Origin of the sequence: Bradyrhizobium stylosanthis, assembly GCF_001641335.1 — a bacterium.
GTDB lineage: Bacteria > Pseudomonadota > Alphaproteobacteria > Rhizobiales > Xanthobacteraceae > Bradyrhizobium > Bradyrhizobium stylosanthis.
Genome location: NZ_LVEM01000003.1, coordinates 217,556 through 243,563, shown reverse-complemented (window position 1 = coordinate 243,563; position 26,008 = coordinate 217,556). Strand labels below are relative to the sequence as shown.

18 protein-coding genes are annotated in these 26,008 nt (G+C 65.1%); 12 read left to right on the top strand and 6 right to left on the bottom strand.

Annotation, left to right across the window (positions count from 1 at the left end; all coding sequences use genetic code 11):
- Nucleotides 1-28 precede the first annotated feature (28 nt).
- Entirely contained in the window at nt 29-2,116 is a 2,088-nt protein-coding gene (locus A7X65_RS20860) for a molybdopterin oxidoreductase family protein (protein WP_063688201.1), read from the top strand.
- On the opposite strand, the gene A7X65_RS20855 is transcribed toward A7X65_RS20860, so the two are convergent.
- The gene (locus A7X65_RS20855) at nt 2,113-3,483 is read right to left on the bottom strand and encodes a caspase family protein (RefSeq protein WP_063690649.1); all 1,371 of its coding nucleotides are present in this window, start codon (nt 3,481-3,483) and stop codon (nt 2,113-2,115) included. The two genes, A7X65_RS20860 and A7X65_RS20855, sit on opposite strands and share 4 nt — an antisense overlap.
- 174 nt (nt 3,484-3,657) lie before the next feature.
- On the opposite strand from A7X65_RS20855, the gene A7X65_RS20850 reads away from it, so the two are divergent.
- Nucleotides 3,658-4,440 carry an enoyl-CoA hydratase/isomerase family protein gene (locus A7X65_RS20850; protein WP_063688199.1) on the top strand — a complete coding sequence of 261 codons (783 nt, stop codon included), beginning with the start codon at nt 3,658-3,660 and terminating at the stop codon, nt 4,438-4,440.
- Between the two features lie 167 nt (nt 4,441-4,607).
- Here A7X65_RS20850 and A7X65_RS20845 read toward each other — a convergent pair whose 3' ends face one another.
- From A7X65_RS20845 to A7X65_RS20835, 3 genes are all read right to left on the bottom strand, one after another.
- Complete coding sequence (locus A7X65_RS20845; RefSeq protein WP_063688197.1) at nt 4,608-5,036, bottom strand: GlcG/HbpS family heme-binding protein; 429 nt, start codon at nt 5,034-5,036, stop codon at nt 4,608-4,610.
- Complete coding sequence (locus A7X65_RS20840) at nt 5,029-8,004, bottom strand: FAD-binding and (Fe-S)-binding domain-containing protein (protein ID WP_063688195.1); 2,976 nt, start codon at nt 8,002-8,004, stop codon at nt 5,029-5,031. The genes A7X65_RS20845 and A7X65_RS20840 overlap by 8 nt, the downstream gene beginning before the upstream one ends.
- 103 nt (nt 8,005-8,107) lie before the next feature.
- The gene (locus tag A7X65_RS20835; protein WP_063688193.1) at nt 8,108-8,845 is read right to left on the bottom strand and encodes a GntR family transcriptional regulator; all 738 of its coding nucleotides are present in this window, start codon (nt 8,843-8,845) and stop codon (nt 8,108-8,110) included.
- A gap of 133 nt (nt 8,846-8,978) precedes the next feature.
- On the opposite strand from A7X65_RS20835, the gene A7X65_RS20830 reads away from it, so the two are divergent.
- The 10 genes from A7X65_RS20830 (at nt 8,979) to A7X65_RS20785 (ending at nt 24,082) form a co-directional block, all read left to right on the top strand.
- Complete coding sequence (locus tag A7X65_RS20830) at nt 8,979-10,181, top strand: pyridoxal-phosphate-dependent aminotransferase family protein (protein WP_063688191.1); 1,203 nt, start codon at nt 8,979-8,981, stop codon at nt 10,179-10,181.
- Between the two features lie 53 nt (nt 10,182-10,234).
- Nucleotides 10,235-11,518, top strand: coding sequence for an MFS transporter (locus A7X65_RS20825; RefSeq protein WP_063688189.1), 1,284 nt, complete (start codon nt 10,235-10,237; stop codon nt 11,516-11,518).
- Nucleotides 11,519-11,729: 211 nt separating this feature from the next.
- Nucleotides 11,730-12,929, top strand: a complete 1,200-nt coding sequence (locus tag A7X65_RS20820; RefSeq protein ID WP_063688187.1) for a pyridoxal-phosphate-dependent aminotransferase family protein — start codon at nt 11,730-11,732, stop codon at nt 12,927-12,929.
- A gap of 47 nt (nt 12,930-12,976) precedes the next feature.
- Nucleotides 12,977-13,774: an enoyl-CoA hydratase/isomerase family protein gene (locus A7X65_RS20815; protein WP_063688186.1), complete on the top strand. Its 798-nt coding sequence runs from the start codon at nt 12,977-12,979 to the stop codon at nt 13,772-13,774.
- A 565-nt stretch (nt 13,775-14,339) separates the two neighbouring features.
- The gene (locus tag A7X65_RS20810) at nt 14,340-18,254 is read left to right on the top strand and encodes a beta strand repeat-containing protein (RefSeq protein WP_245323727.1); all 3,915 of its coding nucleotides are present in this window, start codon (nt 14,340-14,342) and stop codon (nt 18,252-18,254) included.
- A 207-nt stretch (nt 18,255-18,461) separates the two neighbouring features.
- Nucleotides 18,462-19,436, top strand: a complete 975-nt coding sequence (locus A7X65_RS20805; protein ID WP_063688182.1) for a Bug family tripartite tricarboxylate transporter substrate binding protein — start codon at nt 18,462-18,464, stop codon at nt 19,434-19,436.
- 201 nt (nt 19,437-19,637) lie between these two features.
- The gene (locus A7X65_RS20800) at nt 19,638-20,180 is read left to right on the top strand and encodes a tripartite tricarboxylate transporter TctB family protein (RefSeq protein WP_063688180.1); all 543 of its coding nucleotides are present in this window, start codon (nt 19,638-19,640) and stop codon (nt 20,178-20,180) included.
- Between the two features lie 12 nt (nt 20,181-20,192).
- Entirely contained in the window at nt 20,193-21,710 is a 1,518-nt protein-coding gene (locus A7X65_RS20795; RefSeq protein WP_063688178.1) for a tripartite tricarboxylate transporter permease, read from the top strand.
- A gap of 171 nt (nt 21,711-21,881) precedes the next feature.
- Complete coding sequence (locus A7X65_RS20790; protein ID WP_063688176.1) at nt 21,882-22,751, top strand: outer membrane protein; 870 nt, start codon at nt 21,882-21,884, stop codon at nt 22,749-22,751.
- Between the two features lie 440 nt (nt 22,752-23,191).
- A complete protein-coding gene (locus A7X65_RS20785) occupies nt 23,192-24,082 on the top strand; it encodes an outer membrane protein (RefSeq protein WP_063688174.1) in 891 nt (296 codons plus the stop codon).
- A gap of 75 nt (nt 24,083-24,157) precedes the next feature.
- Here the strand turns inward: A7X65_RS20785 and A7X65_RS20780 are convergent, their stop codons facing one another.
- Together A7X65_RS20780 and A7X65_RS20775 are read right to left on the bottom strand one after the other, a co-directional pair.
- Nucleotides 24,158-25,351: a CaiB/BaiF CoA transferase family protein gene (locus tag A7X65_RS20780; protein ID WP_063688173.1), complete on the bottom strand. Its 1,194-nt coding sequence runs from the start codon at nt 25,349-25,351 to the stop codon at nt 24,158-24,160.
- A gap of 144 nt (nt 25,352-25,495) precedes the next feature.
- Nucleotides 25,496-25,720: a hypothetical protein gene (locus tag A7X65_RS20775; RefSeq protein WP_430643237.1), complete on the bottom strand. Its 225-nt coding sequence runs from the start codon at nt 25,718-25,720 to the stop codon at nt 25,496-25,498.
- Nucleotides 25,721-26,008 lie beyond the last annotated feature (288 nt).

Genomic DNA, 26,008 nt, shown 5'->3' with positions numbered 1-26,008 from the left:
CCGGTATTTTGATGTTACGAACTTGGCCATGAACCAGCACGCCAAGATTGAAATCCGCCATTCGACCTGTCCGCATGATTGCCCGTCGGCCTGCGCCCTCGATGTCGAGGTGATCGAGGGCCGGAGCATCGGCCGCGTCCGCGGTTCGAAAAAGCAGACTTACACGGCCGGCGTCGTCTGCGCCAAGGTCGCCCGTTATGCCGAGCGCATCCATCACCCCGAGCGGGTGACGTTTCCGATGCGGCGCATTGGGCCGAAGGGCTCGGGCCAGTTCGCGCGCATCTCGTGGGACGAGGCGCTCGACGAGATCGCGGAGCGGTTCAATCAGGCGGAGCGCGAGTTCGGCGCGGAATCGATCTGGCCCTATTACTACGCCGGCACGATGGGCCTCGTGATGCGCGACGGGCTCAACCGCCTGACGCACGTGAAGAAGTATTCGCGATTCTATCAGACCATCTGCGCCAATGTCGCCCGCATCGGCTACGCCATCGGCACCGGCAAGATCGCGGGCGTCGATCCGCGCGAGATGGCGCTGTCCGATCTCGTGGTGATCTGGGGCACCAATCCCGTCAACACCCAGGTCAACGTGATGACGCACGCCTCGCGGGCCCGCAAGGAGCGCGGCGCGAAGATCGCGGCGGTCGACATCTACGACAACGACACCATGAAGCAGGCTGACATCAAGATCATCCTGCGTCCGGGCACCGACGGCGCGTTTGCCTGCGGTGTCATGCACGTCCTGTTCCGCGACGGCTATGCCGACCGCGCCTACATGGACAAATACACGGACTGCCCGGCCGAGCTCGAAGAGCATCTGAGGACGCGCACGCCCGAATGGGCATCGGCGATCACAGGCGTGCCGGTGGCGGAGATCGAGGCCTTTGCCAAGGCCGTCGGCGAGACCAAGCGGACCTTCTTCCGGTTCGGCTACGGCTTCACCCGCTCGCGCAACGGCGCGATGCAGATGCATGCCGCGAACTGCATTCCCGCGGTGACCGGTGCCTGGCAATATGAAGGCGGCGGTGCCTTCTTCAACAATTACGCGCTGTGGCACTTCAACGAATCCATGATCGAGGGCCACGACGCGATCGACCACAGCGTCCGCGCGCTCGATCAGTCCAAGATCGGCCGCATCCTCACCGGCGACGCCGAGGCCCTGCGCGGCAAGGGACCGGTCAAGGCGATGCTGATCCAGAACACCAACCCGGTGACGGTGGCGCCGGAGCAGGCGCTGGTCGCCCAGGGCTTTGCGCGCGAGGATCTGTTCGTGGCGGTGCACGAGCAGTTCATGACCGAGACGGCGCAAATGGCCGACATCGTGCTGCCGGCGACCATGTTCATGGAGCACGACGATCTCTATTACGGTGGTGGCCACCAGCACATTTCCGTCGGTCCCAAGCTGATCGACCCGCCCGGCGAATGCCGCTCCAATCACCAGGTCCTGCAGGCGCTGGCGCCGCGGCTCGGCGCCAGGCACCGGGGCTTCGAGATGACGCCGCGCGAATTGATCGACGCGACCTTGAAGCTCAGCAACCATGGCGACATCGCCGGCCTCGAAGCCGACCTATGGCGCGATCTGCAGCCGGATTTCCGCACCTCGCATTTTCTCGACGGTTTTGCGCATGCCGACGGGAAGTTCCACTTCAGGGCTGACTGGGCGCATCCGCCGTTCGGCGTGACGATGGGTGATTTCGACAAGATGCCAGCTCTGCCGGACCACTGGGCGGTGATCGAGCATGCCGACCAGGTCCATCCGTTCCGGCTTGCCACCAGCCCGTCGCGCAGCTTCCTGAACACGACGTTCAACGAGACGCCGTCCTCGCAGGCGCGCGAGGGCCGCGCGAGCGTCATGATCCATCCGCTGGATGCGGCGGCACTCGATATCGCCGACGGCGATACGGTGACGCTCGGCAACACCCGCGGCGAGACCACGCTGGTCGCGGTGTGGTTCGAGGGCGTGCGACGCGGCGTGCTGATCGCGGAGTCGGTTCACCCGAACAAGAATCATGTCGGCGGCCGCGGCATCAACATGTTGACGGGTGCCGACACGATCGCACCGATCGGCGGAGCCGCGTTCCACGACAACAAGGTCTGGATCAAGAAGGCTGTGGTCTAAGGCACGCACTCCGTGACGCCGTAGCCGGCAAATTCCTTCGCGATATTCGGGTTCATCGACTTCGCCTGCTCGATGTCCGTGGTGCCGTCGCCGCCTCCCTTGCGGGTGGCGACGCCGCGGCCGAACAGGGAGGACGAGGAGCGCGGGTTGCGCTGGATCGCGTCGGTGTAATCCTTGATCGCGTCCGCGGTCCGGCCGAGCTTGAGGTTGACCAGCCCGCGGCTGTCGAACGCATCGCTCAAGCCGGGATTGATCTGGAGCGCGAGGTTGCAGTCGGCGAGGCCGCCTTGCAGGTCGCCGGTCGCGGCTCGCGTCCAGCAGCGGTTATTCAGCGCCTCGGCGTCCCTGGGCGCGCGGCGGATCACCGCGTCGAAATCCTGCATGGCGAGCGTGTAGGCGCGTTTGATGGCGTAGACCTGGCCGCGCTTGTAGCGCGAAACCATGTCGTTGCCGTTGGCCGCGATCTTGCGGCCGAGATCGGCGATGACGGGATCTCTTGCGAGTTCGTCCGCACTCGGGCCAGCCTCCGCTTGCGGCACTACGCAGGCCGGCTTCTGCGGTTCGGGCTTGGTGGGCGTCTGGCCTGCGCCGTTGCTGTCCGGGGGACGCGCCACGGGACCCGCAAACGAGAACTCCGTCGTCAGTGACGACGACAGCCATGGCACCTGCTCCTGCCTGGTGGCGGCAACCACGCCATTCCTGGTACTGGCGAGCGCCTGCTCGGCGCCGATGTTCGGCGCGCGCATCTCGCGCAGCAGCTCGGTGACGAACAGGCCGTGATCAGTCCTGCCGCCCGCCGTCACCGCGCCGAGCGCTGCGGAATAAAGCACCAGCGTATTGCTCGGGGCGATGGCCGGCGCGAGACCCGCCGAGTAACGGCGGAAACGCCGCTCGAACGGGTTGCGGCGGGAGGCGTCGATCAGCGCGATCTTGATCGCGGCGCCGCGCGTGTTCATCTCGGCCAGAATGGCGTCGAGGCTGAAACCGTCGCGCGAGACGTCGGGCTCGGTCCAGATCTGCGCGTCGACCGGAAGCAGGTAGGTCTGCCGGCTGGACTGGATACCGAAACCGTCGAAGAAGATCAGCGCGACCGCGCCGCGATCGATGCGGGTATAGAAGCGGTCCAGCACCTGCCGCATGGCGTCGCCCGTGAGGTTGCTCTGCCGATCGACGACGAAGCCGTCGCGCTTCAATTCCTCGGCGACGTCCTGCGCGTCGTTGGCGACGTCGTTGAGCACGAATTCATTGTCGGGGTACTTTGCGTTGCCGATCACGAGCGCAATTTTCGCGGCGTCGGCCGCATGGCTTGCGGGGCTGATGCCGAGCCCGATCAAGCCGGCGAGCATCAGCACAGTGGCGGCGCGCATGAAATGGCTCATCGGTGATCAAGATCTCCAGTCGGGTAGTGGCCGTAACTCATAATTCAATCGCCCAGCGAAGTTGCGCCCACACGCTATGGGGACACAGCGTTGCAGATTGCCCTTGCGCGCGCCGCCCGACCTGCCGCAAATGGCTGCAAGCGGAAAGCAGGGAAGTGTGCCATGACCGACACCACAGCTGTCATCACCGAAAAGCGCGGGCAGGCGTTCTGGATCACCATCAACCGGCCGGAGAAACGCAACGCGCTGAACGGCGACGTGATCGCCGGCATCACCAAGGGCTATCGCGACGCGCATGACGACAAGGACGTCCGCGTCATCGTGCTGACTGGCGCGGGCGACAAGGCGTTCTGCGCGGGCGCCGACCTGCAGAACTCCGGCGCCGCTTTCGCGATGGATCATTCCAAACCAAATGTCGACTATGCCGATCTGTTACGTTTGTCACAGAACTCCACGAAACCCGCGATTGCGCGGGTCGGCGGCGTCTGCATGGCCGGCGGCATGGGTCTCTTGTGCATGACCGACATGGCGGTAGCCGCCGATCACGTCATCTTCGGCCTGCCGGAGGTGAAGGTCGGCGTATTCCCGATGCAGGTCTTGAGCCTGCTGCAGAACATCGCGCCGCCGCGGCTCGTCAACGAATGGGCGCTCACGGGCGAACCGTTCGACGCGAAAGCAGCTCTGGGCGCGGGCCTGCTCAACTATGTCGTGCCCACGGCCGAGCTGGACCCCAAGGTCGACTGGCTGATCGGCCGCATCGTCGATAAGTCCCCGACCGCGATCCGCCGCGGCAAATACGCCATGCGCGCCATCGCCGCGATGTCGTTCGACGAGAGCATCGCCTACACCGAAAGCCAGATCGCGCTGCTCGCGATGACCGAGGACGCCAAGGAAGGACTGAAGGCGTTTAGCGAGAAGCGAAAGCCGGTCTGGACGGGGAAGTAGGGGGGAGCATCGCTCTCGTGTCCCGGACGCGCTGCAATGCGTTAGCGTTGCTGCGCAGAGCCGGGACCCGGAAGGCGGCATGACAGATGCGGCGACATGGGCCCCGGCTCTGCGGCGCACCGAGAAGCGCGCTGCGCAGCGTCCGGGGCACGAGAGCGTGAGGCACCTCAGCCCGCGTTGGCCTTCAGCCCAGCCGCCTGGATGCCCGCCACCGCGCAGGCCTCGTCATTGTCCGATGTGTCACCCGACACGCCGACCGCGCCGAGCAGCGTCGCGCCGTCCATGATCAGCACGCCGCCGGGAACCGGCACCAGCGCGCCCTTGGCGATCGTGTTCACGGCGTCGATGAAATAGGCCTGCTCCTGCGCCCGCTGGAACAGCGCGCGCGAGCCCATGCCCATGGCCAGCGCGCCGTAAGCTTTGCCGTGCGCGATCTCGGCGCGCATCAGGCTGGTGCCGTCCTGGGCGGCGGCGATCTTCAGCACGCCGCGCGCGTCCAGGATGGTGACGACCAGTGGCTTCAGCTTCAGCTCGGTGGACTTTGCGAAGGCGGCGTCGAGGATTTTTCGAGCGGTGTCGAGGGTGAGGTCAGCCATGGCTTGTTTCCTTTGCAGCGGTTGAAGTGGAATTGGTGTCGGCGCGATCGAGGCTCATCGCCAGCACGCGCGCGACGTGAAGTGCCTCGCGCTGGGCGCCATCATGGATCTGGTGCCGGCAGGACGTACCGTCAGCAACGACCAGCGTGTTCGGGTCCGCGTGCCGCACGGCAGGCAGCAGCGAGAGTTCGGCCATCTGGATCGAGGCTTCGTACGTGTCCGCGCCATAGCCAAAGGCGCCGGCCATGCCGCAGCAGCTCGACTCGATGGTCTCGACCTTCAGGCCGGGGACGAGGCGCAGCACCTGCTCGACCGGCTTGAAGGCGCCGAAGGATTTCTGGTGGCAGTGGCCGTGGACGACGGCCTTCTCAGCGACGGTGCCGAGCGGCAATTGCAGACGGCCGGCCTCTGCTTCGCGCACCAGAAATTCCTCGAAGGTGAGGGCGTGGGCGCCCACCGCCTTGGCGTCGTTGTCCTTGCGCAGCGAGGCGAGCTCGTCGCGCAGCGTCAGGAGGCAGCTCGGCTCGAGGCCGACGATCGGCACGCCGCGCGCCGCAAAGGGCGCGAAGGCGGCCACGAGACGGTCGAGCTCGGACCTTGCTTCATCCACGAGGCCGGCCGAGAGGAACGTGCGGCCGCAGCACAGCGGCCGGTTGCCGCTCACAGGCTTCGGCAGATGCACGCGATAGCCGCCGGCCGCGAGCACGCGTAGCGCGGCCTCGAGGTTCTCGCGCTCATAGATGCGATTGAACGTGTCGGCGAACAGCACGACCTCGCGGCCGGCCTCGGGTCCGACTGCTTCTGCAGGCGGTACGAACACATCGCTACGGAAGGCGGGGAGCTCCCGGCGCGCGCTGATGCCGGCAAAGCGCTCCAACAGCTTTCGCAGCAGCGGGCTGCGGTTGCGCAAGTTCGCCAGCGGAGCGAGGCGCGACGCAAGGCCGGCATAGCGCGGAAGATAGCCGACGAGGCGGTCGCGCAGCGTCAGGCCGTGGCTCGCGGCGCGCGCCGCGAGCACCTCGATCTTCATCTTGGCCATGTCGACGCCGGTCGGGCATTCGTGGCGGCAGGCCTTGCAGGAGACGCAGAGCTTGAGAGTCTCCATCATCTCGTCGGAGGCGAGCGCATCGGGACCAAGCTGACCGGAAATCGCGAGGCGCAAGGTGTTGGCGCGGCCCCGCGTGACGTCCTTCTCGTCGCGCGTCGCGCGATAGGACGGGCACATCACGCCGCCCTCGAGCTTGCGGCAGGCGCCGTTGTTGTTGCACATCTCGACCGCGCCCTGGAAACCGCCGCCGGCACCGGGATAGGCGGACCAGTCGAGCTTCGTCTTCAGCTCGCCGACGCGATAATCCGGCTTGAAGCGGAACAGCGAGCGGTCGTCCATTTTGGGTGCATCGACGATCTTGCCGGGATTGAGCACGCCGTCGGGATCGAAGCGGTGTTTCACCTCCCGGAAGTTGGCGACGAGACGTTCGCCGAACATGGTCTCGTGGAATTCGGAGCGCACCAGGCCGTCGCCGTGCTCGCCGGAATGCGAGCCCTTGTACTCGCGCACCAGCGCGAAGGCCTCTTCGGCGATGGCGCGCATCGCCTTGACGTCCTTCTCCAGCTTCAAATTCAGCACCGGGCGCACATGCAGGCAGCCCTCGGAGGCGTGCGCGTACATCGTGCCGCTGGTGCCGTGCTTGGCGAACACCTCGCCCAGCCGCGCTGTGTAGTCGGCCAGATGCGGCAGCGGCACGGCGCAGTCCTCGACGAAGGAGACCGGCTTGCCCTCCTGCTTCATCGACATCATGACGTTGAGGCCGGCGGCGCGAAAATCGGCGATACCGCTCTGGAGCGCGGGCTCGGTGATCTCCACCACGCCGCCCCATTTGCGCGTCTCGTTGTTCCAGCCGAAGCCGAGATCGCCCATCAACTCGCCGAGCTGCTTCAGGCGCAGCAGATTGTCCGCCTGGTCCTCTTCGGCAAATTCGACCACCAGCACGGCGTCCGGGTCGCCCTTGATCGCCGCATTGATGATCGGCTTGAACATCGCGATGTCGCGGCCGAGCGCGATCATGGTGCGGTCGACCAGCTCGACCGCGATCGGCTTCAGCTTGACCAGATGCTGGGCCGCATCCATCGCCTCGTAGAAGCTGCCGAAATGGCAGACGCCGAGCGCCTTGTTGCGGATCACGGGCCAGAGCTTCAGCTCGACCTTGGTGGTGAAGGCGAGGGTGCCTTCCGAGCCGACCAGCAGATGCGCCATGTTATTCGGCGCATTACGCGGTACCAGAGCATCGAGATTGTAGCCACCGACGCGGCGCTGCACCTTCGGGAAGCACGCGGCGATCTCGTCGGCCTCGCGCGTGCCGAGATCGAGCATGTCGCGGAACAGGGCGCGGGTGCTGTCGGGCGCATCGACGCCGGAGAGATCGCGCGATACCTCGCCGAAACGGCTCAGCGTGCCGTCGGCGAGCGATGCCTCCATCGACAGCGTGTTGTCGCGCATGGTGCCGTAGCGGAGCGAGCGGCCGCCGCAGGAATTGTTGCCGGCCATGCCGCCGATGGTGGCGCGGGAAGCCGTGGAGACGTCGACCGGAAACCAGAGGCCGTGCCTTCTAAGCTGGCGGTTGAGGTCGTCGAGCACGATCCCGGGCTCGACCGCGCAAGTGCGGCCCTCGACGTCGAGCGACAGGATGCGGTTAAGGTGTTTCGAGAGGTCGACCACGAGGCCGTCATTGACCGTCTGGCCGCATTGCGAGGTGCCGCCGCCGCGCGGGGTAACCTTCACGCCCTCGTCGCGGGCGATCGCCAGGGCCCGCAGCGCTTCGTCCATGGTCTTGGGAACGACCACGCCCGAGGGCACGATCTGGTAGAACGAGGCGTCGGTGGCGTAGCGGCCGCGGCTGAAACCGTCGAACAGGACGTCGCCGGTCATTTCCGCGCGCAGGCGCCGTTCGAGCGAGGAGGCGTTTGTCATCCCTGATCCCGGACTGCCTCAGCGAGGGCTTGCCTTGCTGAGTCATTCATTCTGGTTCCCGACCGATTATATTATGAATTCAAAATGAGCAAGCCGGCCGCCCTCAGGGTGAGGCTGGCGTGTCCTCTTGGGGCTCGGTCAGGTGCTCAATTGCGGCCGTCCGCTTGTTGCGCAGGTGCTGGAACAGGATGTCGCTGAGCTCGCTGGCGGCGCGGCGGCGCAGCGCATCGAGGATGGCCTCGTGCTCGCGCATCGCCTCCGCCCAGCGCTGCCGCTTGCGGGCAAAATTGGCGGAGTAGCGGACCCGGCGGATTCTCCCTGCAAAGTTGGTGTAGGCGGTCTTCAGCGTCTCGTTCCGCGCGGCCGCGACGATGCTCTCATGGATGCGCTGGTTGGTCTGGAAATAGCCGTGCATGTCGCGGTGCAAATAGTGGCCGTACATCTCGTAATGCAGCTGCTCGATCGCGGTGATTTCCGCATCCGTTATGGCCTCGCAGGCCAGGCGCCCGGCGAGGCTCTCCAGTCCCGCCATGACGTCAAATAGCTCTTCGAGGTCGCGCTGGCTGAGCTGGCGCACCCGGGCGCCGCGATTGGGCAGTAGCTCGATCAGGCCCTCGGCGGCGAGCACCTTGAGGGCTTCGCGCAGCGGTGTGCGGGAGATGCCGAGCATCTCGCAGAGCTGCCGCTCGGGAACGCGTGCTCCCTCCGGGATATTGCCTTCGACCACGTAGTCGCGCAGCCGCAGCAGGATCTCGCCGTGGAGTGAGGCCTCCTGGCGGTCGCCGCCATTTGCGGCCGGCGGGGTGATCGGAACCCCAGTATCGGGAATCGTGGATTTCATTTGCAGCACAATAGTTTGCCCGTTGGGTCGCGTCGATGTTCACAATCGAATACCAAATTTTGATTGAAAGGACAAAAAATGAATGCAAAATAATCTCCGGAGCCGGCCAAGATCCGCCGACAGGGAGGTTTTCATGCATCAGGGACGCCATTTCCTTCAGATTCCGGGCCCGAGCCCGGTCCCCGAGCGCGTCCTGCGCGCCATGGACATGCCGGTCATCGACCATCGGAGCGTCGAGTTCGGCGAGCTCGGCCGCATTGTGCTCGAAGGCAGCCAGAAGATTTTCCAGACCAAGGGCCCGGTCATCATCTTCCCGTCGTCGGGGACCGGGGCCTGGGAGGCTGCGATCGTCAACACGCTGTCGCCGGGCGACCGTGTGCTGATGGTCGAGACCGGCCATTTCGCAACGCTGTGGCGGCAGATGGCGGGCCGCTTCGGCATCGAGGTCGACTTTGTCCCCGGCGACTGGCGCCGCGGCGCCGATCCTGCCGTGATCGAAGCAAAGCTCGCCGAGGACAAGGCGCGCGCAATCAAGGCTGTGATGGTCGTGCACAACGAGACCTCGACGGGGGCGACCAGCCGTATCGCCGAGATCCGCGCCGCGATCGACCGCACGGGCCATCCGGCGCTGCTGATGGTGGACACCATCTCCTCGCTCGGCTCGGTCGACTATCGCCACGACGAGTGGAAGGTCGACGTCAGCGTCAGCTGTTCGCAGAAGGGTTTCATGCTGCCGCCCGGCCTCGGCTTCAACGCGATCTCGGAGAAGGCGCTGGCCGCGTCCAAGACCAACAAGATGCCGCGCTCCTATTTCGACTGGGAGGAGATGCTCAAGCCCAATGCCAAGGGCTTCTTCCCGTATACGCCGGCGACCAACCTGCTCTACGGCCTGCGCGAGGCGATCGCGATGCTGCTCGAGGAGGGGCTTGGCAACGTCTTCGCAAGGCATCAGCGGCTTGCCGCCGCGACGCGCGCGGCCGTCAATCATTGGGGGCTCGAAGTGCTCTGCCAGGAGCCTTCGGAATTCTCGCCGGTGCTGACCGCGGTGCTGATGCCGCCCGGCCATGATGCAGATCAGTTCCGCAAGGTCGTGCTCGAGAACTACAACATGTCGCTCGGCTCGGGCCTGTCGAAGGTCGCCGGAAAAGTCTTCCGCATCGGCCATCTCGGCGAATGCAATGCGCTGACGCTGCTCGGCGCGCTCACCGGCGTCGAGATGGGCCTGTCGGTCGCCGGCGTGCCGCATCGCTCAGGCGGCGTCGATGTCGCGATGAAGCTGCTGGAGCAACGCCCGCAGGGCAATGCATCGCCGCATCTGAAAGTCGTCGGCACGTAAGCCGCGCGGGACACGCGGCCGGAAATCATAAAAAGCGTTCAGGGAGGGTGGAGATGGGAGTGAGGTTCAAGGCGACGCATGTCGTGCTGGCGATGCTCTGCGCGATGTATTTCGTCACCTATGTCGACCGGGTGAACATCGGTACTGCCGCGAGCGAGATCCAGAAGGAGCTGGGTCTCTCCAACACCCAGCTCGGCCTCGTCTTCTCCGCCTTCGCCTATCCCTATCTCTTGTTTCAGGTGATCGGCGGCTGGGTCGGCGATCGCTTCGGGCCGCGCAAGACGCTGTTCTGGTGCGGCATGGTCTGGGCCGTCGCGACCATCTCGACCGGCTTCGTCAACGGCCTTGCCGCGCTGTTCATCGCCCGCTTCGCGCTTGGCTTCGGCGAAGGCGCGACGTTCCCGACCGCGACGCGCGCGATGCAGTACTGGACGCCGGCCAACCGCCGCGGCTTCGCGCAAGGCCTGACCCATTCCTTCGCCCGGCTCGGCAATGCCGTGACGCCGCCGGTGGTCGCGCTGCTGATCCTGTGGCTGACCTGGCGCGGCGCGTTCGTCGTGCTCGGTTTCGTCAGCCTCGTCTGGGGCGTCGTCTGGGTCTGGTACTTCCGCAACGAACCGAAGGACCACGCCTCCATCACCGAGGCCGAGCTCGCAGCGTTGCCGCCGCGCCCGACCGGCGAGCGGCCGCGCGTGCCGTGGGGCCCGCTGCTCGGGCGGATGTGGCCGGTGACGCTGACCTATTTCTGCTACGGCTGGTGCCTGTGGTTGTACCTCAACTGGCTGCCGCTGTTCTTCAAGAACAACTACAATCTCGACATCAAGAACTCGGCGCTGTTCGCCTCCGGCGTGTTCTTCGCGGGCGTGGTCGGCGACAGCGTGGGCGGCGTGCTCTCGGACAAGATCCTCGATCGCACCGGCAATGTCCGCCTGGCGCGGCTGAGCGTCACCGTTACGGGGTTTACGGGCGCGCTTCTCTCGCTGCTGCCGATCCTGTTCGTGCACGACATCACGATCGTCGCGCTGTGCCTGTCGGCGGGCTTCTTCTGTGCCGAACTCGTGATCGGCCCGATGTGGTCGATCCCAATGGACATCGCCCCGAAATATTCCGGGACCGCGTCGGGACTCATGAATACCGGCTCGGCCTTCGCCGCCATCGTCTCGCCGCTGGTCGCGGGCTTCGTGATCGACGCGACCGGCAACTGGTACCTCCCGTTCCTGATGTCGATGGGCCTGCTGCTGCTGGGCGGCTTTTCGGCCTTCCTGATGCACCCGGAACGCCCGTTCACGGAGGCCGAGGACAGGGGAGCGGTCGGAAAGATGGTGGCCGCGGAGTAGGGGGCGTTCACGGTCATGGTCGGGACAAGCCCGGCCATGACGAAGTGGGAAGCTTCGGCGCCCCAAATCCGTGATGCCGTACACCCCGGCCGCGGGGCCGGCGGAGGCCCGCCGCTTATGCATGGGAGGCGTCTTTAGGAGAGGGGACAAGCCGGTCAAATGGTGCTATTCGGCGGCCATCAAAACCAAGGCTAGACCGGGAAGGACGCCGATGACCGTGCATACTGGAAGGCATTTCCTACAGATTCCAGGACCGACCAACGTGCCCGACCGCGTGCTGCGGGCGATGGACATGCCGACGCTGGACCATCGCGGACCGGAGTTCGCCGAGCTCGGCTTCGCCGTGCTTGCCGCGATGCAGCGGGTGTTCCGCACCAAGCAGCCCGTGATCATCTTCCCCTCGTCCGGCACCGGCGCCTGGGAAGCGGCGATGGTCAACGTGTTCGCCCCCGGCGACAAGGTCTTGATGTGCGAGACCGGCCAGTTCGCCGTGCTGTGGCGCGGCATCGCCGACAAGTTCAAGATCGACGTCGATTTCATCCCGAGCGACTGGCGCCATGGTGCCGACCTCGCCGAGATGGAGAAGCGCCTTACCGCCGACAAGCAGCACGCCATCAAGGCGGTCTGCGTCGTGCACAACGAGACCTCGACCGGCTGCCTCACGCCGCCGCTTGAAGTCCGCAAGCTGCTTGATCGCGTCAAGCATCCGGCGCTGCTGATGGTCGACACCATCTCCGGCCTCGGCTCGATGGAATATGAGCATGATGCCTGGGGCATCGACGTCTCGGTCGCAGGTTCTCAGAAGGGCCTGATGCTGCCGCCCGGCCTCAGCTTCAACGCCGTCTCGGAGAAGGCGCTCGCGGTCGCGAAGGCCAACCCCGGTATGCGCTCCTATTGGGATTGGCAGGAAGTCATCTCCTTCAACAAGCTCGGCACCTTCCCCTATACGCCCGCGACCAACCTGCTCTACGGCCTGCGCGAAGCAGTGAAGATGCTGGAAGAGGAGGGGCTGGAGAATGTCTGGTCTCGCCACAAGCGCCACAGCGCGGCGACGCGCGCCGCGGCCAAGGTCTGGGGCCTGGAGACGCAGTGCATCGATCCCGCCGCGCATTCGCCGGCGCTGACCGGCGTACGCGTGCCTGACGGCCACGACGCCGACGCCTTCCGCAAGGTGGTGCTGGAAAACTTCGACATGTCGCTCGGCACCGGCCTGAACAAGGTCAAGGGCAAGGTGTTCCGTATCGGCCATATCGGCCATTTCAACGATCTGATGCTGATGGGCACGCTCGCCGGCGTCGAGATGGGCCTGGATCTTGCAAAGATCCCGCACCGGAGCGGCGGCGTGTTGGCGGCCATGGACGTCCTCAAGGGACGCGACGTGGTGCCGATGACCAAGGCCCAAGTGGCTTGAAGGCTCAGGCGGCCTGAGCTGACTGAAGTGAAGAAAGTGAGCGCGCGATGAACGCACCGACGACTGCCAACGAAGACCTGCTCTACTCCGTCACGGACGGCATCGCGCGGATCACCTTCAACCGCCCGCAGGCGCGCAACGCCATGACCTTCGCCATGTACGACCGCATGGCGGAGATCTGCCAGGAGATCAACGCCGACCGTTCGATCAAGGCGCTGATCATGACCGGAGCCGGCGACAAGGCCTTTGCCTCCGGCACCGATATCTCCCAGTTCCGTGCCTTCAAGACCGCGCAGGACGCGCTCGACTACGAGGCCCGGATCGACCGCGTGCTCGGCACGCTCGAGCAGTGCCGCGTGCCCGTGATCGCGGCGATCGCCGGCGCCTGCACCGGCGGCGGCGCCGGGATCGCTGCCTGCTGCGACATCCGCATCGGCACCGAGACGACGCGGATGGGCTTCCCGATCGCGCGCACGCTCGGCAACTGCCTGTCGATGTCGAACATCAGTCGCGTGGTCGCGCTGGTCGGTCCCGCGCGCACCAAGGATCTGATCTTCAAGGCGCGCCTGGTCGAGGCCCCGGAAGCGCTCGCCCTCGGCCTGCTCAACGAGATCGTGCCGGACGTCGAGACGTTGCAGCGCCGCGCTGACGAGACTGCGAAGCTCGTCGCCAGCCACGCCCCGCTCACGCTGGAAGCGACCAAGGAAGCGGTGCGCCGCATCCGCCGCACGCTGTCGCGCGAGGAGGGCGAGGATCTGATCCTCAAGGCCTATATGAGCGAGGATTTCCGCGAGGGCATGGACGCCTTCCTCAACAAGCGTACGCCGGTCTGGAAGGGCAAGTAGCGGCGCTTCGATACGCGGCACGAGGTCAAAGCGAAGCCGGCATCGATCTTCAGCCGCTTCGCTCCATCTGCAATTGTCACAAATGTTTCAAACGGTTCCGCCTCCCGGAACCGCGATTGCGTGCGGGCACATCCACGCGTTCACGTTGACGGCACGACAAGCTCGGGCATAAGATCGCGGAGGTTGCATGATGCCGTCTCGCATTTTTCGAGCCGGCAGGCCGGCCAGCAGGTGATTTCAAGTCTATTGAATTGGGTAACGTGAAGCGTTCTGACCGACCGTGGTGCAACCGGACGTCATTGAATTGAAATTGAACTGTAGAAGTAGCGACGTAGTTTTCGACGACGCGAGCCGCGCCAGAATTCATTGCTGCTGACCATCCCGACGCCAGGCACGACCTCGCGAACAAGCCAAGCTCTTCAACCGAGACCTCTAAGCCAAGACCTTTAGCCAAGGCCTTTGATTCCCGAACGTTGAGTCACGTCTGATTTCTCAGACCGATTAGTCACGTCGCCGCGTCCTCATGCGGCGGCGCCTTCATGGCAACGCAGGCAGGGATTTTTCCATGACCAACCACACGCCGGTTTTCACCTCGTCATCCGCGACGGGCAGCTTCACCGAATTCGCCAACCTCAACGATTCGACCACGCTGCACACGTTGTCGGGTACGATGAGCTTCAAGGACAGCGACAAGACCGACACCCATGCGACGACCGCGACGTTGCATTCCGCGACGGTCTCGGGCGGAACGGTCATCCCTGCAGCCTCGCTTGCGCATTTCCAGACCGCGATGCAATCGCAGATACTGAGCGATGCAAACGGCTCGGGCCAGCTCAAATGGAATTTCAGCGACCAGGACCAGGACTTCGACTTCCTCGCCAAGAACCAGACGCTGGTGCTGACCTACGATATCAAGGTCTCCGACAACCACGGCAGTTATGCCATCCAGACCGTCAAGGTCACCATCACCGGCACTGACGACAAGCCGGTCTTCAACATGACCTCGGCGGCGACCGTCACCGAACAGGCGAACCAGACGCTGTCGCTGTCGCCGGATACGGTGCACGTCGCGCTCAATTTCACCGACGACGATCTCGCCAACACCGGTCACACCGCGGCCGTGACGGGCGTGTCCGCCTCCGGCGCCACGGCAGGCCTGCTGCCGGGTCCGTTCGGCGACGCCGAGTTGATGGCGTTCTTCCACGTCGACAACGTCATCAAGGCATCGGGCTCCTCGACCGGCACCATCAACACCACCTTCTCGGCGCCCGATCTCGCCTTCGACTACCTTTCGGCCGGCCAGCATCTCGACATTATGTACACGGTGCAGCTCGACGACCATGCCGGCGGCATCTCGACCCAGACGGTCACGGTGACCGTGGTCGGCACCAACGACAAGCCGCTGTTCCTGTCGTGTCCGGAATCGGCCGCGCTCGTCGAGGACCAGAATGTCGACCCGAGCGGCAATCTCACCGCCCATGACAGCCTGCTCTTCACCGACATCGATCTCGCCGACGCGCATACGGTCGCGACCACGGTCACGGCGACCCGTTCGGGCGGCGGTGCGATTCCCCTGACGAATGCGCAGCTGCTGGCGGCGTTCGGCACCTCGCTGCAGGATTCGACCGGTCACCTGCTCGGCGAGGTCGACTGGAATTTCGCGCTGGCCAATTCCTCGACCAATTTCCTCAATGGCGGCGAGACGCTCAAGCTCGTCTATCACGTCGCGGTGGACGACGGTCACGGCGGCACCGCCACCCAGGACGTCACCATCACCATCCTCGGCGTCAACCATCCGGTCGTGATCACGAGCGGCGCGGAATCCTCCACCGTCGCCGAGCAGGACGCCACCACGGGCTCATCCGCACTTGATACGACGCCGACAATCCCGGCGGGCACGCTCGCCTTCACCGATCAGGACACCAGCGACACCCACACCGTGACGGTGACGCTGGATTCGACGTCCGGGCCGACGCCGCCCGCCGCGACGCAGGCCGATCTCGCCAATGCGGTGACGACGGTGCTGCACGATTCCACGGGAACGGGATCGGGAAGCATCGACTGGAATTTCGCGATTGCCGACAAGGATCTCGACTATCTCGCGTTCAACGAGACGCTGACGGTCAACTATATCGTCAAGGTCGCCGACGGCTCGTCCAATTCGACCCAGACCGTCTCCGTCGTGATCACCGGCGCCAATGACGCGCCGGTGATCACCAGCGGACCGGGATCGGCTTCGCTCGCGGAGCAGCCGGGCGTCACCGGATCGCAATCGCCGGACACCACGAGCCCTGTGCCGACGGGAAGCTTGAGCTTCGACGATGTCGATCTGTCGGACACGCATTCGGTCAGCGTGGCGTTGAGCTCGGCGGTGTGGTCGAACGGCAGCCTTCCGGTCCCCGGTCAGACGCTGGTAGACCTCCAGTCGGCGCTCGCCACGGTCTTGCATGACTCCACGGGAAGCGGCACCGGCAGCGTCGACTGGACCTTCAGCATTGCCGATGCCGATCTCGACTTCCTCAGCTCCGGCGAGACGCTGACGGTGCAGTATGACGTCAATGTCTGGGACGGTTTCACCAATTCGACGCAGACCGTCACCGTTACCATCGACGGTGCGGCCGATCCGCTGGTCGTGACACCGTTGACGATTGCCGCGTCCGATACGTCGAGCCCTGACGCCGGCTCGTCGATCGCGAGCGGCGCCATCTTCGACGTCATCCAGCCGGTCGACCTGAGCACGCCTCGGACGGTCACCGAGGTCAACGGCAGCGCCGCCAATGTTGGCCACTCGGTGGCCGGCACTTATGGTACGCTGGTGCTGAACGCGGACGGCTCCTACGGCTACGCGGCCAATGCGGCGGTCGACGCGCTGCTGGCCGGCGACAACGTCACCGACCAGTTCACCTTCACCGTCGATGACGGCCAGGGCCACCAGGCCTCGACGACGCTCACCTTCAATATCGCCGGCGTCAACGATAATCCGCAGGTTACTGCCCTCAATGTCAGCGGATCGGTCACCGAGGATGCCGGTCCGCCGGCGATCGTCAACGGCGATTTCGAGACCGGCAACCTCGCCGGCTGGTCGGTGAGCGCCGGCGGCCATATCCACGTCGCGCAACTCGAGTTCGGCGGCAGCTTCGGCCACTATTCGGTCGAGCTTCTGCCGACGAGCGGACCGGAATCGCTGTGGCAGAGCATCTCGACCACGCCCGGCCAGCACTATTTCGTCAGCTTCGACGTCATCGGCGATTCCGAGGGCGTCAACACGCCGCTCTCGGTCTCGTGGGATGGCACGACGATCCTGTCGCTCGCCAACGTGCCGGCCGGCGTCAACCACTATGCCTTCGACCTTGTCGGCGATGCCTCGCTCGCGTCGACGCTGCTGCAGTTCACCTATGAGGACGATGCCACCGGCATGATCCTCGACTCCGTCAACGTCAGTCCGGCGACGGGGCCGGCCACCGAATCCACGGCGGGCTCGTTGTCCTTCTCCGACGCCGAGACCGGAGATACGCACAGCGCGAGCTTCCTGCCAAACGGCAGCGGCTATGTCGGCACGTTCTCGCTCGATCCGGTCAGCGAGGCCGGCGGCAGCGGATCCGTCGCCTGGCACTTCACGGTCGACAACGCCGACATCCAGTTCCTGGCGCAGGGGCAGACGCTGTCCCAGGACTATCTGGTGACGATTGCCGACAACAATGGCGGGTCGACCACGCAGGACGTCACCGTCACCATCATCGGCACCAACGACGCGCCGACGGCGGTCGGCGAGACCGTGATCACGGATGTCGGTGCCGGCGGAGGGGTCGTTGTTCCCAGCTGGGCGCTGGCGCTGAACGACACCGATCCCGACACCACCGACCACCTCTCGCTCGGCAGTGTCACGACAAGCTCGGGCGGCAGCGGGTTCACCTTCTTCGGGGACGCGGCGTTCGTCGACGATTCCACGCTCGGCGGCTCGTTCGACTACACGGTCTCCGACGGGACGACGAACTCGTCCAATGCCGCAACCGCGACCGTCATCAACAACGCGTCATCGGCGACGTCGCTGACCGGTACCGGCGGCGACGATATCCTGATCGCCACCAACGGGACCGAGACGATGAGCGGAGGTGGCGGCAACGATGTCCTGATCGCGGCGGCCAGCGGCAATGCCATGACCGGTGGCAGTGGCAACGACGTCTTCGCCTTCCTGCAGCCGCCGTCGGCGCCGGGCACGATCGGCGACTTCAACAACACCACCGAGCACGACCGCATCGCCGTCTCCGCGAGCGGTTTCGGCGGCGGGTTGACGGCGGGGATGGGCGTCACCTTCGAAACCTCCGGCGACGATGCGTTCTCGGGCTTCTCCCAATTCCATTTCGACACCGGTAACCAGACGCTCTACTACAGCGCCGACGGCACGCAGGGCGCAGCGGTCGCAGTAGTCACCGTCCAGAGCGGCGTGCTGCTCAACCAGCACGACATACTGGTCGTGTAGGCCGCAGCCACCGCATTCGACGCCAGAGGCATGGGCTCCGAAAGGGGCCCATGCCGTTTTGCGGCTCGGCCTCTCATTCCAAAGTCATAAGGGGGATGCCGCCGGGCGGCTTGAACTCGGTCGGATTCGCCAGCACAATGGCGCTGAATTCACCTCTGAATTTCCAATCCGAACAAGAAAATAGGGAAGACGCACGTGGGACATGGAATGAAGGCCGCGATTGCGCTGGCGGCCGCGCTTTGCGGCACGCCTGCCTTTGCCGGCTGGGAGCCGACCAAGCCCGTCGAGATCGTCGTGGCGGCGGGGGCGGGCGGTGCCTCGGATCAGATGGCCCGGATGATGCAGGCCGCGATCCAGAAGAACAATTTGATGAAGCAGCCCATGGTCGTCTCGCTCAAGGGCGGCGCCTCGGGTGCTGAAGCGCTGATGTACATGAAGTCCAGCGAGGGCGACCCGAACAAGGTGCTGATCGCCTATTCGCTGATCTACATGCTGCCGCTCTCGGCAAAGATCCCGTTCAATTGGCGCGAACTGACCCCGGTCTCGGTGATCGCGCTCGACCAGTTCGTGCTGTGGGACAACAGCGCCGGCCCCAAGACGGTGAAGGAATTCATCGACGCGGCGAAGGCGGCGAGTTCGCCGTTCAAGATGGGCGGCACCGGTTCCAAGCGCGAGGATCACGTGCTCACCGTCTTCCTGGAGCAGAAGACCGGCGCGAAGTTCTCCTATCTGCCCTACAAGTCCGGCGGCGAGGCCGCGACCCAGCTCGTCGGCAACCACACCGAAGCCAACGTCAACAATCCCAGTGAGAATCTCGAGGTCTGGCGCGCCGGCCAGGTGCGTCCGCTGTGCGTGTTCGACAAGGAGCGCATTTCCTACACCAGCAAGGTGACGGATACCCAGTCCTGGGCGGACATCCCGACCTGCAAGGAGCAGGGCGTCGACGTGCAGTATCTGATGCTGCGCGCGATGTTCCTGCCAGGCAAGGTCACGGCCGAGCAGCAGGCGTTCTATGTCGAGCTGTTCCACAAGGTGACCCAGACCACCGAGTACAAGGACTACATGGAAAAGCAGGCGCTGAAGCCGATCTTCCTCACCGGCAAGGACATGGTGCAATTCCTCGAGGAGGACGATGCCATCAACAAATCGCTGATGACCGAAGCCGGATTCGTCGCGAAGTAGCTTTCTTCTTCACCTCGCCCCGCTTGCGGGGAGAGGTCGGATCGCACCTGGCGATGCGAAGCATCGTCCAGCGCGATCCGGGTGRGGGGGACCCGCCGCGAGTCCAGCCCTCACCGTCTCCATGGAGAAACTCTCCGTTACCCGACCCTTTCCCCGCAAGCGGGGAGAGGGGAATTGATCGTACTCCGTCCCTAACTGAGCATGTCCCAAACCGATCTTGAAATCGTCGTCGACGATCCGACCGCGCCTGAAGACGACTCTCCCGCCGTCGTCTCCTCCGGCTCGGTCGAGATCGTCGTCTGCCTCCTGTTGCTCGCGCTCGCCGTCACCCTCGGCTACGACAATTGGCGCACCGGCGCGTCCTGGGACGCGACCGGGCCCGAGCCCGGCTATTTTCCGTTCTATCTCTCGATCATCCTCGGCGGCGGCAGCCTCTACGGCCTGATCGTGGCCCTGCTGGCCCGGCGCGCGGCATCAGGGACCTTCGTCACGCGTGCGCAGGCCCGCCGCGTGATGGCGGTGTTCGTGCCGACCCTGCTGTTCTGCCTGGTGACGCAGTTCCTTGGCCTCTATGTCGCGAGTTTCCTGCTGATCGCCGGCTTCATGCGCCTCGTCGGCAAGATCGCGCTGTGGAAGTCGCTGCTCACCGCGCTCGTGTTCACGGCGATCATGTTCGTTACCTTCGACATCGCCTTCGACGTCATCATGCCGAAGGGGCCGCTCGAAGCGGCCTTCGGTCACTAGGGCAGGCGAACGATGGAAGCTCTCGGTCTCCTGCTTCACGGCTTCGCCGTCCTGCTCACGTGGAAGACGCTCGTCCTGATGATGGTCGGGCTGGTGCTCGGCATCTTTGTCGGCGTGCTGCCGGGTCTCGGCGGCCCCAACGGCGTCGCCATCCTGCTGCCGCTGACCTTCACGATGGATCCGACCTCGGCCATCGTGATGCTGTCCTGCATCTACTGGGGCGCGCTGTTCGGCGGCGCGATCACCTCGATCCTGTTCAACATCCCCGGCGAAGCCTGGTCGGTCGCGACCACGTTCGACGGCTATCCGATGGCGCAGCAAGGCCGGGCGGCGGAGGCGCTGACCGCGGCGTTCACGTCGTCCTTCATCGGCTCGCTGGTTGCGGTGCTGCTGATCACCTTCCTTGCGCCGATGATCTCGTCCTTCGCGCTTAAGTTCGGGCCGCCCGAGTTCTTCGCGGTCTATCTGCTGACCTTCTGCTCCTTTGTCGGCCTCGGGCGCGAAGCCAAGCACAAGACGGTCATCTCGATGTCGCTCGGCCTTCTGCTCGCCGGCGTCGGCATGGACACCGTGTCGGGCAATCTGCGCATGACCTTCGGCTCGGCCGAGCTGCTCCGTGGCATCAACTTCCTGGTCGCCGTCATCGGCCTGTTCGGGATCAGCGAGATCCTGCTGACGATGGAGGAGCGCCTGGCGCTGCGCGGACACGCGGCGAGCATCTCGCTGCGCGTCGTGCTCGGGGTCTGGAAGGACCTGCCGAAGTACTGGGTGACGCTGCTGCGCTCCTCCTTCATCGGCTGCTGGCTCGGCATCACCCCGGGCGGCGCGATCGCGGCGTCGTTCATGGGCTACAACCTCGCCAAGCGCTTCTCCAAGGACTCCGAGAGCTTCGGCAAGGGCCGCATCGAGGGCGTGTTCGCGCCGGAGACGGCGGCGCATGCCTCCGGCACCTCGGCGCTGCTGCCGATGCTGGCGCTCGGCATTCCCGGCTCGGGCACCGCGGCGATCCTGCTCGGCGGCCTGATGGTATGGGGGCTCAATCCGGGTCCGCTGCTGTTCGTCGAGCACAAGGACTTCGTCTGGGGCCTGATCGCCTCGATGTATCTCGGCAATGTCGTTGGCCTCGTGCTGGTGCTGACGACGGTGCCGATCTTTGCCTCGATCCTGCGCGTGCCGTTCGCGGCGGTGGCGCCGATGATCGTGGTGTCCTGCGCCATCGGCGCCTATGCCATCCAGAACGCGATGTTCGATATCTGGCTGATGCTCGGCTTCGGCGTCGTCGGCTATGTGTTCAAGAAGATCGGCATTCCCCTGGCGCCGTTCACCCTCGCGCTCGTGCTCGGCAACCGTGCCGAGGATGCCTTCCGCCTCTCGATGATCGGCTCTGGTGGAAAGCTTGGGGTGTTCTGGTCGAACGGCCTGGTCGGCTCAATCACGACTCTGGCGATCGTGCTGCTGTTCTGGCCAGTCATCGACAGTGTACTGGGCCGCGTCGGACTGACGCAGCGGACCAGGACGACATCGCCGTAGCGCCCTAGGACAACGTTGTTCCAAATCAATGGCTTAGGGAAGGTGGTGGCGTTCTGATACCGGTACTACTTTAGGCTCGATTATTTCCCGATGTTGCTGGCGCGGCACAGCCCCAGGGCAGGGAGCCGGGTATATTTTGATCACAAAATTGTGCGGGGAAGAGGAATTGCCATGAAGCGGATTGTGATTGGAATGGCAGCGGCGATGTCGCTGTTCGCGACGGGCGCACTGGCTGCTGATCTCGCGGCAAAGCCCTACGTCAAGGCTCCGATCATGGTCGATCCGGTCTGGAGCTGGACCGGCTTCTACATCGGCGCCAACGGCGGTTACAGCTGGGGCCGTTCGCGCACCGACGTCACCTACAACAACACAGCGACTGGTGCGGTGATCGTGCCTCCGGCTGGCTCCATCACCAGCGCATCGTTCGACATGAACGGTGGTGTCGCGGGCGGTCAGGCCGGCTACAACTGGCAGCGCGCCAACTGGGTGTTCGGCATTGAGGGTGACCTGCAGTGGTCGGGTGAGAAGGGCAGCGCGTTCTTCAACTGCGGCGGCGTCGCGCCTGCCGGTGGTCCCTGTCTTCCTGGGTTGACCTTCCTTCCCGCCGGCGGCCTGGCCGGCACGACACTGACGATCGATCAGCATCTCCAGTGGTTCGGCACGGTTCGCGGCCGCGTCGGCATCCTCGCGACTCCCAAGGTGCTGTTCTACGGCACCGGCGGTGTGGCGTTCGGCGAAATCAAGACCACGGGCACCATGACCGGCTTCACCCCCGCTGGTGTCGCGATCGCGTCCGTCGGCACGAGTTCGGATACGCGCGTCGGCTGGACCGTCGGCGCCGGTGTCGAAGGCAAGATCACCCAGAACTGGAGCGCGAAGCTCGAGTATCTCTACATGGATCTGGGCCGCTTCTCCGCCGGTCCGTTCACGCTCGCGCCGGCTTCTGCGATCGCTGCCAATACCTCGTCGCGCTTCACCGATCACATCCTGCGCGCCGGCATCAACTACCAGTTCGGCGGCCCGGTGGTCGCCAAGTACTGAGATCAACAAAGGCGTCAACAAGAAGCAAAGCCCGGCCCCGCGCCGGGCTTTGTCGTTTCTGTCCGGATGTCCTGACGGCGGTGCCGCGCGGATGGTCGCAAGCGTGCCGCGTGCGAGTTGCAGCCGTGCCACATCCCCAGCCTGATTTGCACTGATCGCATTGTCGGAGCGATCGCATTGAGCTTGCTCCGGCGACATCGCGCCGGCCCGCAAAGCTCATCGAGATTATCAAACTGCTCTGAAATACTGGTGCTTTCGAGATCCCCTCGATCGCCCATGCATGCCTTGCACCCGCCCTCGGCTGCCTTGTCTCCTTCAAACGAGTGACCTTCGAACGCACGACGCGGCGGCGGCGGCGCTTCCCTAGTGTCGCGGCACTGAATCGCCCGCGCATCTGTCAAGCAGGCGAACAGGCAATGCCAATTCTCGAGGGAAGATTGATGACACGAACTTTGCTGGCTGCGGCGGCGATCGCCATGATGCTCGCGCCGCGGGCCTTCGCTGCCGATCTGGCGGTGCCGCACATTTACACCAAGGCGCCGCCGGTGGCGGTCGATCCCGGATACAATTGGAGCGGCTTCTATGCCGGCCTCAACGTCGGCTATGGCTGGGGCCGCTCGGCGGCCACGGCGGACTTCGCCGACAGCAGGAGCGGTGCGCTGCTCAGCTCGAGCCCCGGCAGGTTCGATCTCGACGGCGTCACCGGCGGCGGACAGATCGGCTACAACTGGCAGCGCGAGATGGTCGTGTTCGGCGTTGAAGCCGATTTCCAGGCCAGCGGCCAGAAAGGCAGTCTTGCGGCATTGTGCGCCGGTGCGCCGGACGGCTTGCAGGATGGCGTCTGCACCCCGGGCCATCGCGGCGACAACACGTTCGACCCCGCGCTGCCTGTTGCGTTCAATCTCACCCAGAAGCTCGACTGGTTCGGCACCGTCCGAGGCCGGCTTGGTATTGCCGTGACGCCGCGCGTGCTGCTCTACGGCACCGGCGGTCTCGCCTATGGCCGCATCTCCACCTCGGGCAGCGTGAGCGCGATCAATGTCGGCGGCTTTGCGGGCGCCGATGGCGGCACGTTCACGCCGGTTGCGGCAAGCTTTGGCAGTAGCACGACGAAGGTCGGTTGGACCGCGGGCGCCGGCGTCGAAGGCGCCTTTGCCGACAATTGGAGCGCGCGGCTCGAATATCTCTATGTCGATCTCGGAACGGTGTCGGGTTCGCTTACGACGCCCGTGATCGCGCTCAGCGGCGCGCCGCTGGTCGTGGGCTATCGCTCGCATGTCACCGACAACATCCTGCGCCTCGGCGTGAACTACCGCTTCAGCGGCACCTGAGCGCCTTAGTGAGGCACGATGCAAAAAGCCCGGCGTGAACGCCGGGCTTTTCCTTGGCGACGCCGGGCGAGGCGCTCACACGACCTTTGCGTCCCTGAGCTTGCCGATCTCGTCCGCACCGAAGCCGAATTCCTTCAGCACCTCGTCGGTCTGCTCGCCGAATTCCGGCGGCCGTGCCACCATCCTGCTCGGCGTGCGCGACAGCGTCACGGGCTGGCCGACCAGCTGGATATGCCGGCCCTCGTCGTTCGGCACGTCCTGGGCGATGCCGAGATGCCTGACCTGGGCGTCCTCGAACATCTGGTCGATGGCGTAGATTGGCCCGCACGGCACGCCGGCATCGTTGAGCTCGCGCACCCAGGTCTCGGTCGACTTCGTCACCGTGCGCTTCTCGATCTCGGCGTTGAGCGTGTCGCGGTTCTTGGAGCGTGAAGGCGCCGTCGCGTAATCCGGATGGCTGTAGAGCTCCGGCGCGCCGATCGCCTGCGCGCAGCGCTCCCAGATTCGCCCGCCGGTCGTGGCGATGTTGATGTAGCCGTCCGAGGTCTTGAACACGCCGGTCGGGATGCTGGTCGGGTGGTTGTTGCCGGCCTGCTTGGCGACCTCCTTCTCCATCAGCCAGCGCGCGGCCTGGAAGTCGAGCATGAAGATCTGGGCCTGCAGCAGCGAGGTCTGCACCCACTGGCCCTTGCCCGAGACCTCGCGCTCGAGCAATGCGGTGAGGATGCCCATGGCACAGAACAGGCCGGCGGTGAGGTCGGCGACGGGAATGCCGACCCGCATCGGACCTTCGCCCGGGGCGCCCGTGATCGACATCAGCCCGCCCATGCCCTGGGCGATCTGATCGAAGCCCGGCCGCTTGTGATAAGGCCCGTCCTGGCCGAAGCCGGAGATGCTGCCATAGACGATGCGCGGGTTGATCGCGGCAAGGCTCTCATAGTCGATGCCGAGCTTCTTCTTCACGTCGGGGCGGAAATTCTCGACCACGACGTCGGCCTTGGCGGCGAGGCGCTTGAACACCGCGAGCCCGCGCTCGTCCTTCAGGTTCAGCGTCATCGCCCGCTTGTTGCGATGCAGATTCTGGAAGTCGGAGCCCCGCCGCGGCCCGCCCGGCTGCTCGCCGCCGGCATCCTCCGTCAGCGCGTCGATCTTGATCACGTTCGCGCCCCAGTCCGCGAGCTGACGCACACAGGTGGGCCCGGACCGGACGCGGGTCAGATCGAGCACGGTGAAGCGCGACAGGGCTTCCGAGGCATGCGGAAAGGGCATCTTGAGCGGCTCCGGGACAGATTGTGAAGCCACCATAAGGCCGAAACGTCAGGGGGCAAGACGGCCTCGACGCGGATGCCGCCTGTCAAAATGCAGGCCTGATCGAAGCTGGCCCGACGCTGCCTGCCCTGCTTGCGCACGGGGTCAGCGCGGCAGGCGCTTGAGCTCGGCGCGCGCCTGCTCGGCCAGCGGATCATCGCCGTGGCGCGCGATGAAGAGCTCGAACGCTTCCCGCGTGCCCGCCCGGCGGGCGGCTTCGAATTCTTCCGCCACCGCGGCGGAAGGATCGCGCGCCATTGGCATGGAGGGCGCGCGCCCCGCCTTGGCGCTTGGCTTGCCACTGTCGTCCGCATTGGCTTTCGAGGCCATGGCAGGCAGTTCTCCGATGGGTAGATGGTCCGGCCCGGCGAGCATCGCCACGGCTCCGATCAGACCGGCCGCAAGTGGACCCAGTTTCATAGTTTCCTTTACGGAACAGGCTACACGCGGAGCGGGGATGCCCGGCGCCGATCCGTATCACTACGGAAATTAATGGCTAATGCGAGGTTACCGCAGCGCCGCCCGCCCGACGCCCAATTTAAACCAAACGTAGCACTCTCAAACTAGAATCAAGCGCCTGCGTCGCGAATCAATCCGTCCTACGTTGCTCCGGAGAGT

Coding starts and splice junctions, on each gene's coding strand:
- A7X65_RS20775 (WP_430643237.1), bottom strand. CDS start 25,720: ATGGCCTCGAAAGCCAATGCGGACGACAGTGGCAAGCCAAGCGCCAAG.
- A7X65_RS20845 (WP_063688197.1), bottom strand. CDS start 5,036: ATGGCTGACCTCACCCTCGACACCGCTCGAAAAATCCTCGACGCCGCC.
- A7X65_RS20810 (WP_245323727.1), top strand. CDS start 14,340: ATGACCAACCACACGCCGGTTTTCACCTCGTCATCCGCGACGGGCAGC.
- A7X65_RS20815 (WP_063688186.1), top strand. CDS start 12,977: ATGAACGCACCGACGACTGCCAACGAAGACCTGCTCTACTCCGTCACG.
- A7X65_RS20830 (WP_063688191.1), top strand. CDS start 8,979: ATGCATCAGGGACGCCATTTCCTTCAGATTCCGGGCCCGAGCCCGGTC.
- A7X65_RS20855 (WP_063690649.1), bottom strand. CDS start 3,483: ATGCGCGCCGCCACTGTGCTGATGCTCGCCGGCTTGATCGGGCTCGGC.
- A7X65_RS20795 (WP_063688178.1), top strand. CDS start 20,193: ATGGAAGCTCTCGGTCTCCTGCTTCACGGCTTCGCCGTCCTGCTCACG.
- A7X65_RS20825 (WP_063688189.1), top strand. CDS start 10,235: ATGGGAGTGAGGTTCAAGGCGACGCATGTCGTGCTGGCGATGCTCTGC.
- A7X65_RS20835 (WP_063688193.1), bottom strand. CDS start 8,845: ATGAAATCCACGATTCCCGATACTGGGGTTCCGATCACCCCGCCGGCC.
- A7X65_RS20820 (WP_063688187.1), top strand. CDS start 11,730: ATGACCGTGCATACTGGAAGGCATTTCCTACAGATTCCAGGACCGACC.
- A7X65_RS20840 (WP_063688195.1), bottom strand. CDS start 8,004: ATGACAAACGCCTCCTCGCTCGAACGGCGCCTGCGCGCGGAAATGACC.
- A7X65_RS20800 (WP_063688180.1), top strand. CDS start 19,638: ATGTCCCAAACCGATCTTGAAATCGTCGTCGACGATCCGACCGCGCCT.
- A7X65_RS20850 (WP_063688199.1), top strand. CDS start 3,658: ATGACCGACACCACAGCTGTCATCACCGAAAAGCGCGGGCAGGCGTTC.
- A7X65_RS20860 (WP_063688201.1), top strand. CDS start 29: ATGAACCAGCACGCCAAGATTGAAATCCGCCATTCGACCTGTCCGCAT.
- A7X65_RS20790 (WP_063688176.1), top strand. CDS start 21,882: ATGAAGCGGATTGTGATTGGAATGGCAGCGGCGATGTCGCTGTTCGCG.
- A7X65_RS20805 (WP_063688182.1), top strand. CDS start 18,462: ATGAAGGCCGCGATTGCGCTGGCGGCCGCGCTTTGCGGCACGCCTGCC.
- A7X65_RS20785 (WP_063688174.1), top strand. CDS start 23,192: ATGACACGAACTTTGCTGGCTGCGGCGGCGATCGCCATGATGCTCGCG.
- A7X65_RS20780 (WP_063688173.1), bottom strand. CDS start 25,351: ATGCCCTTTCCGCATGCCTCGGAAGCCCTGTCGCGCTTCACCGTGCTC.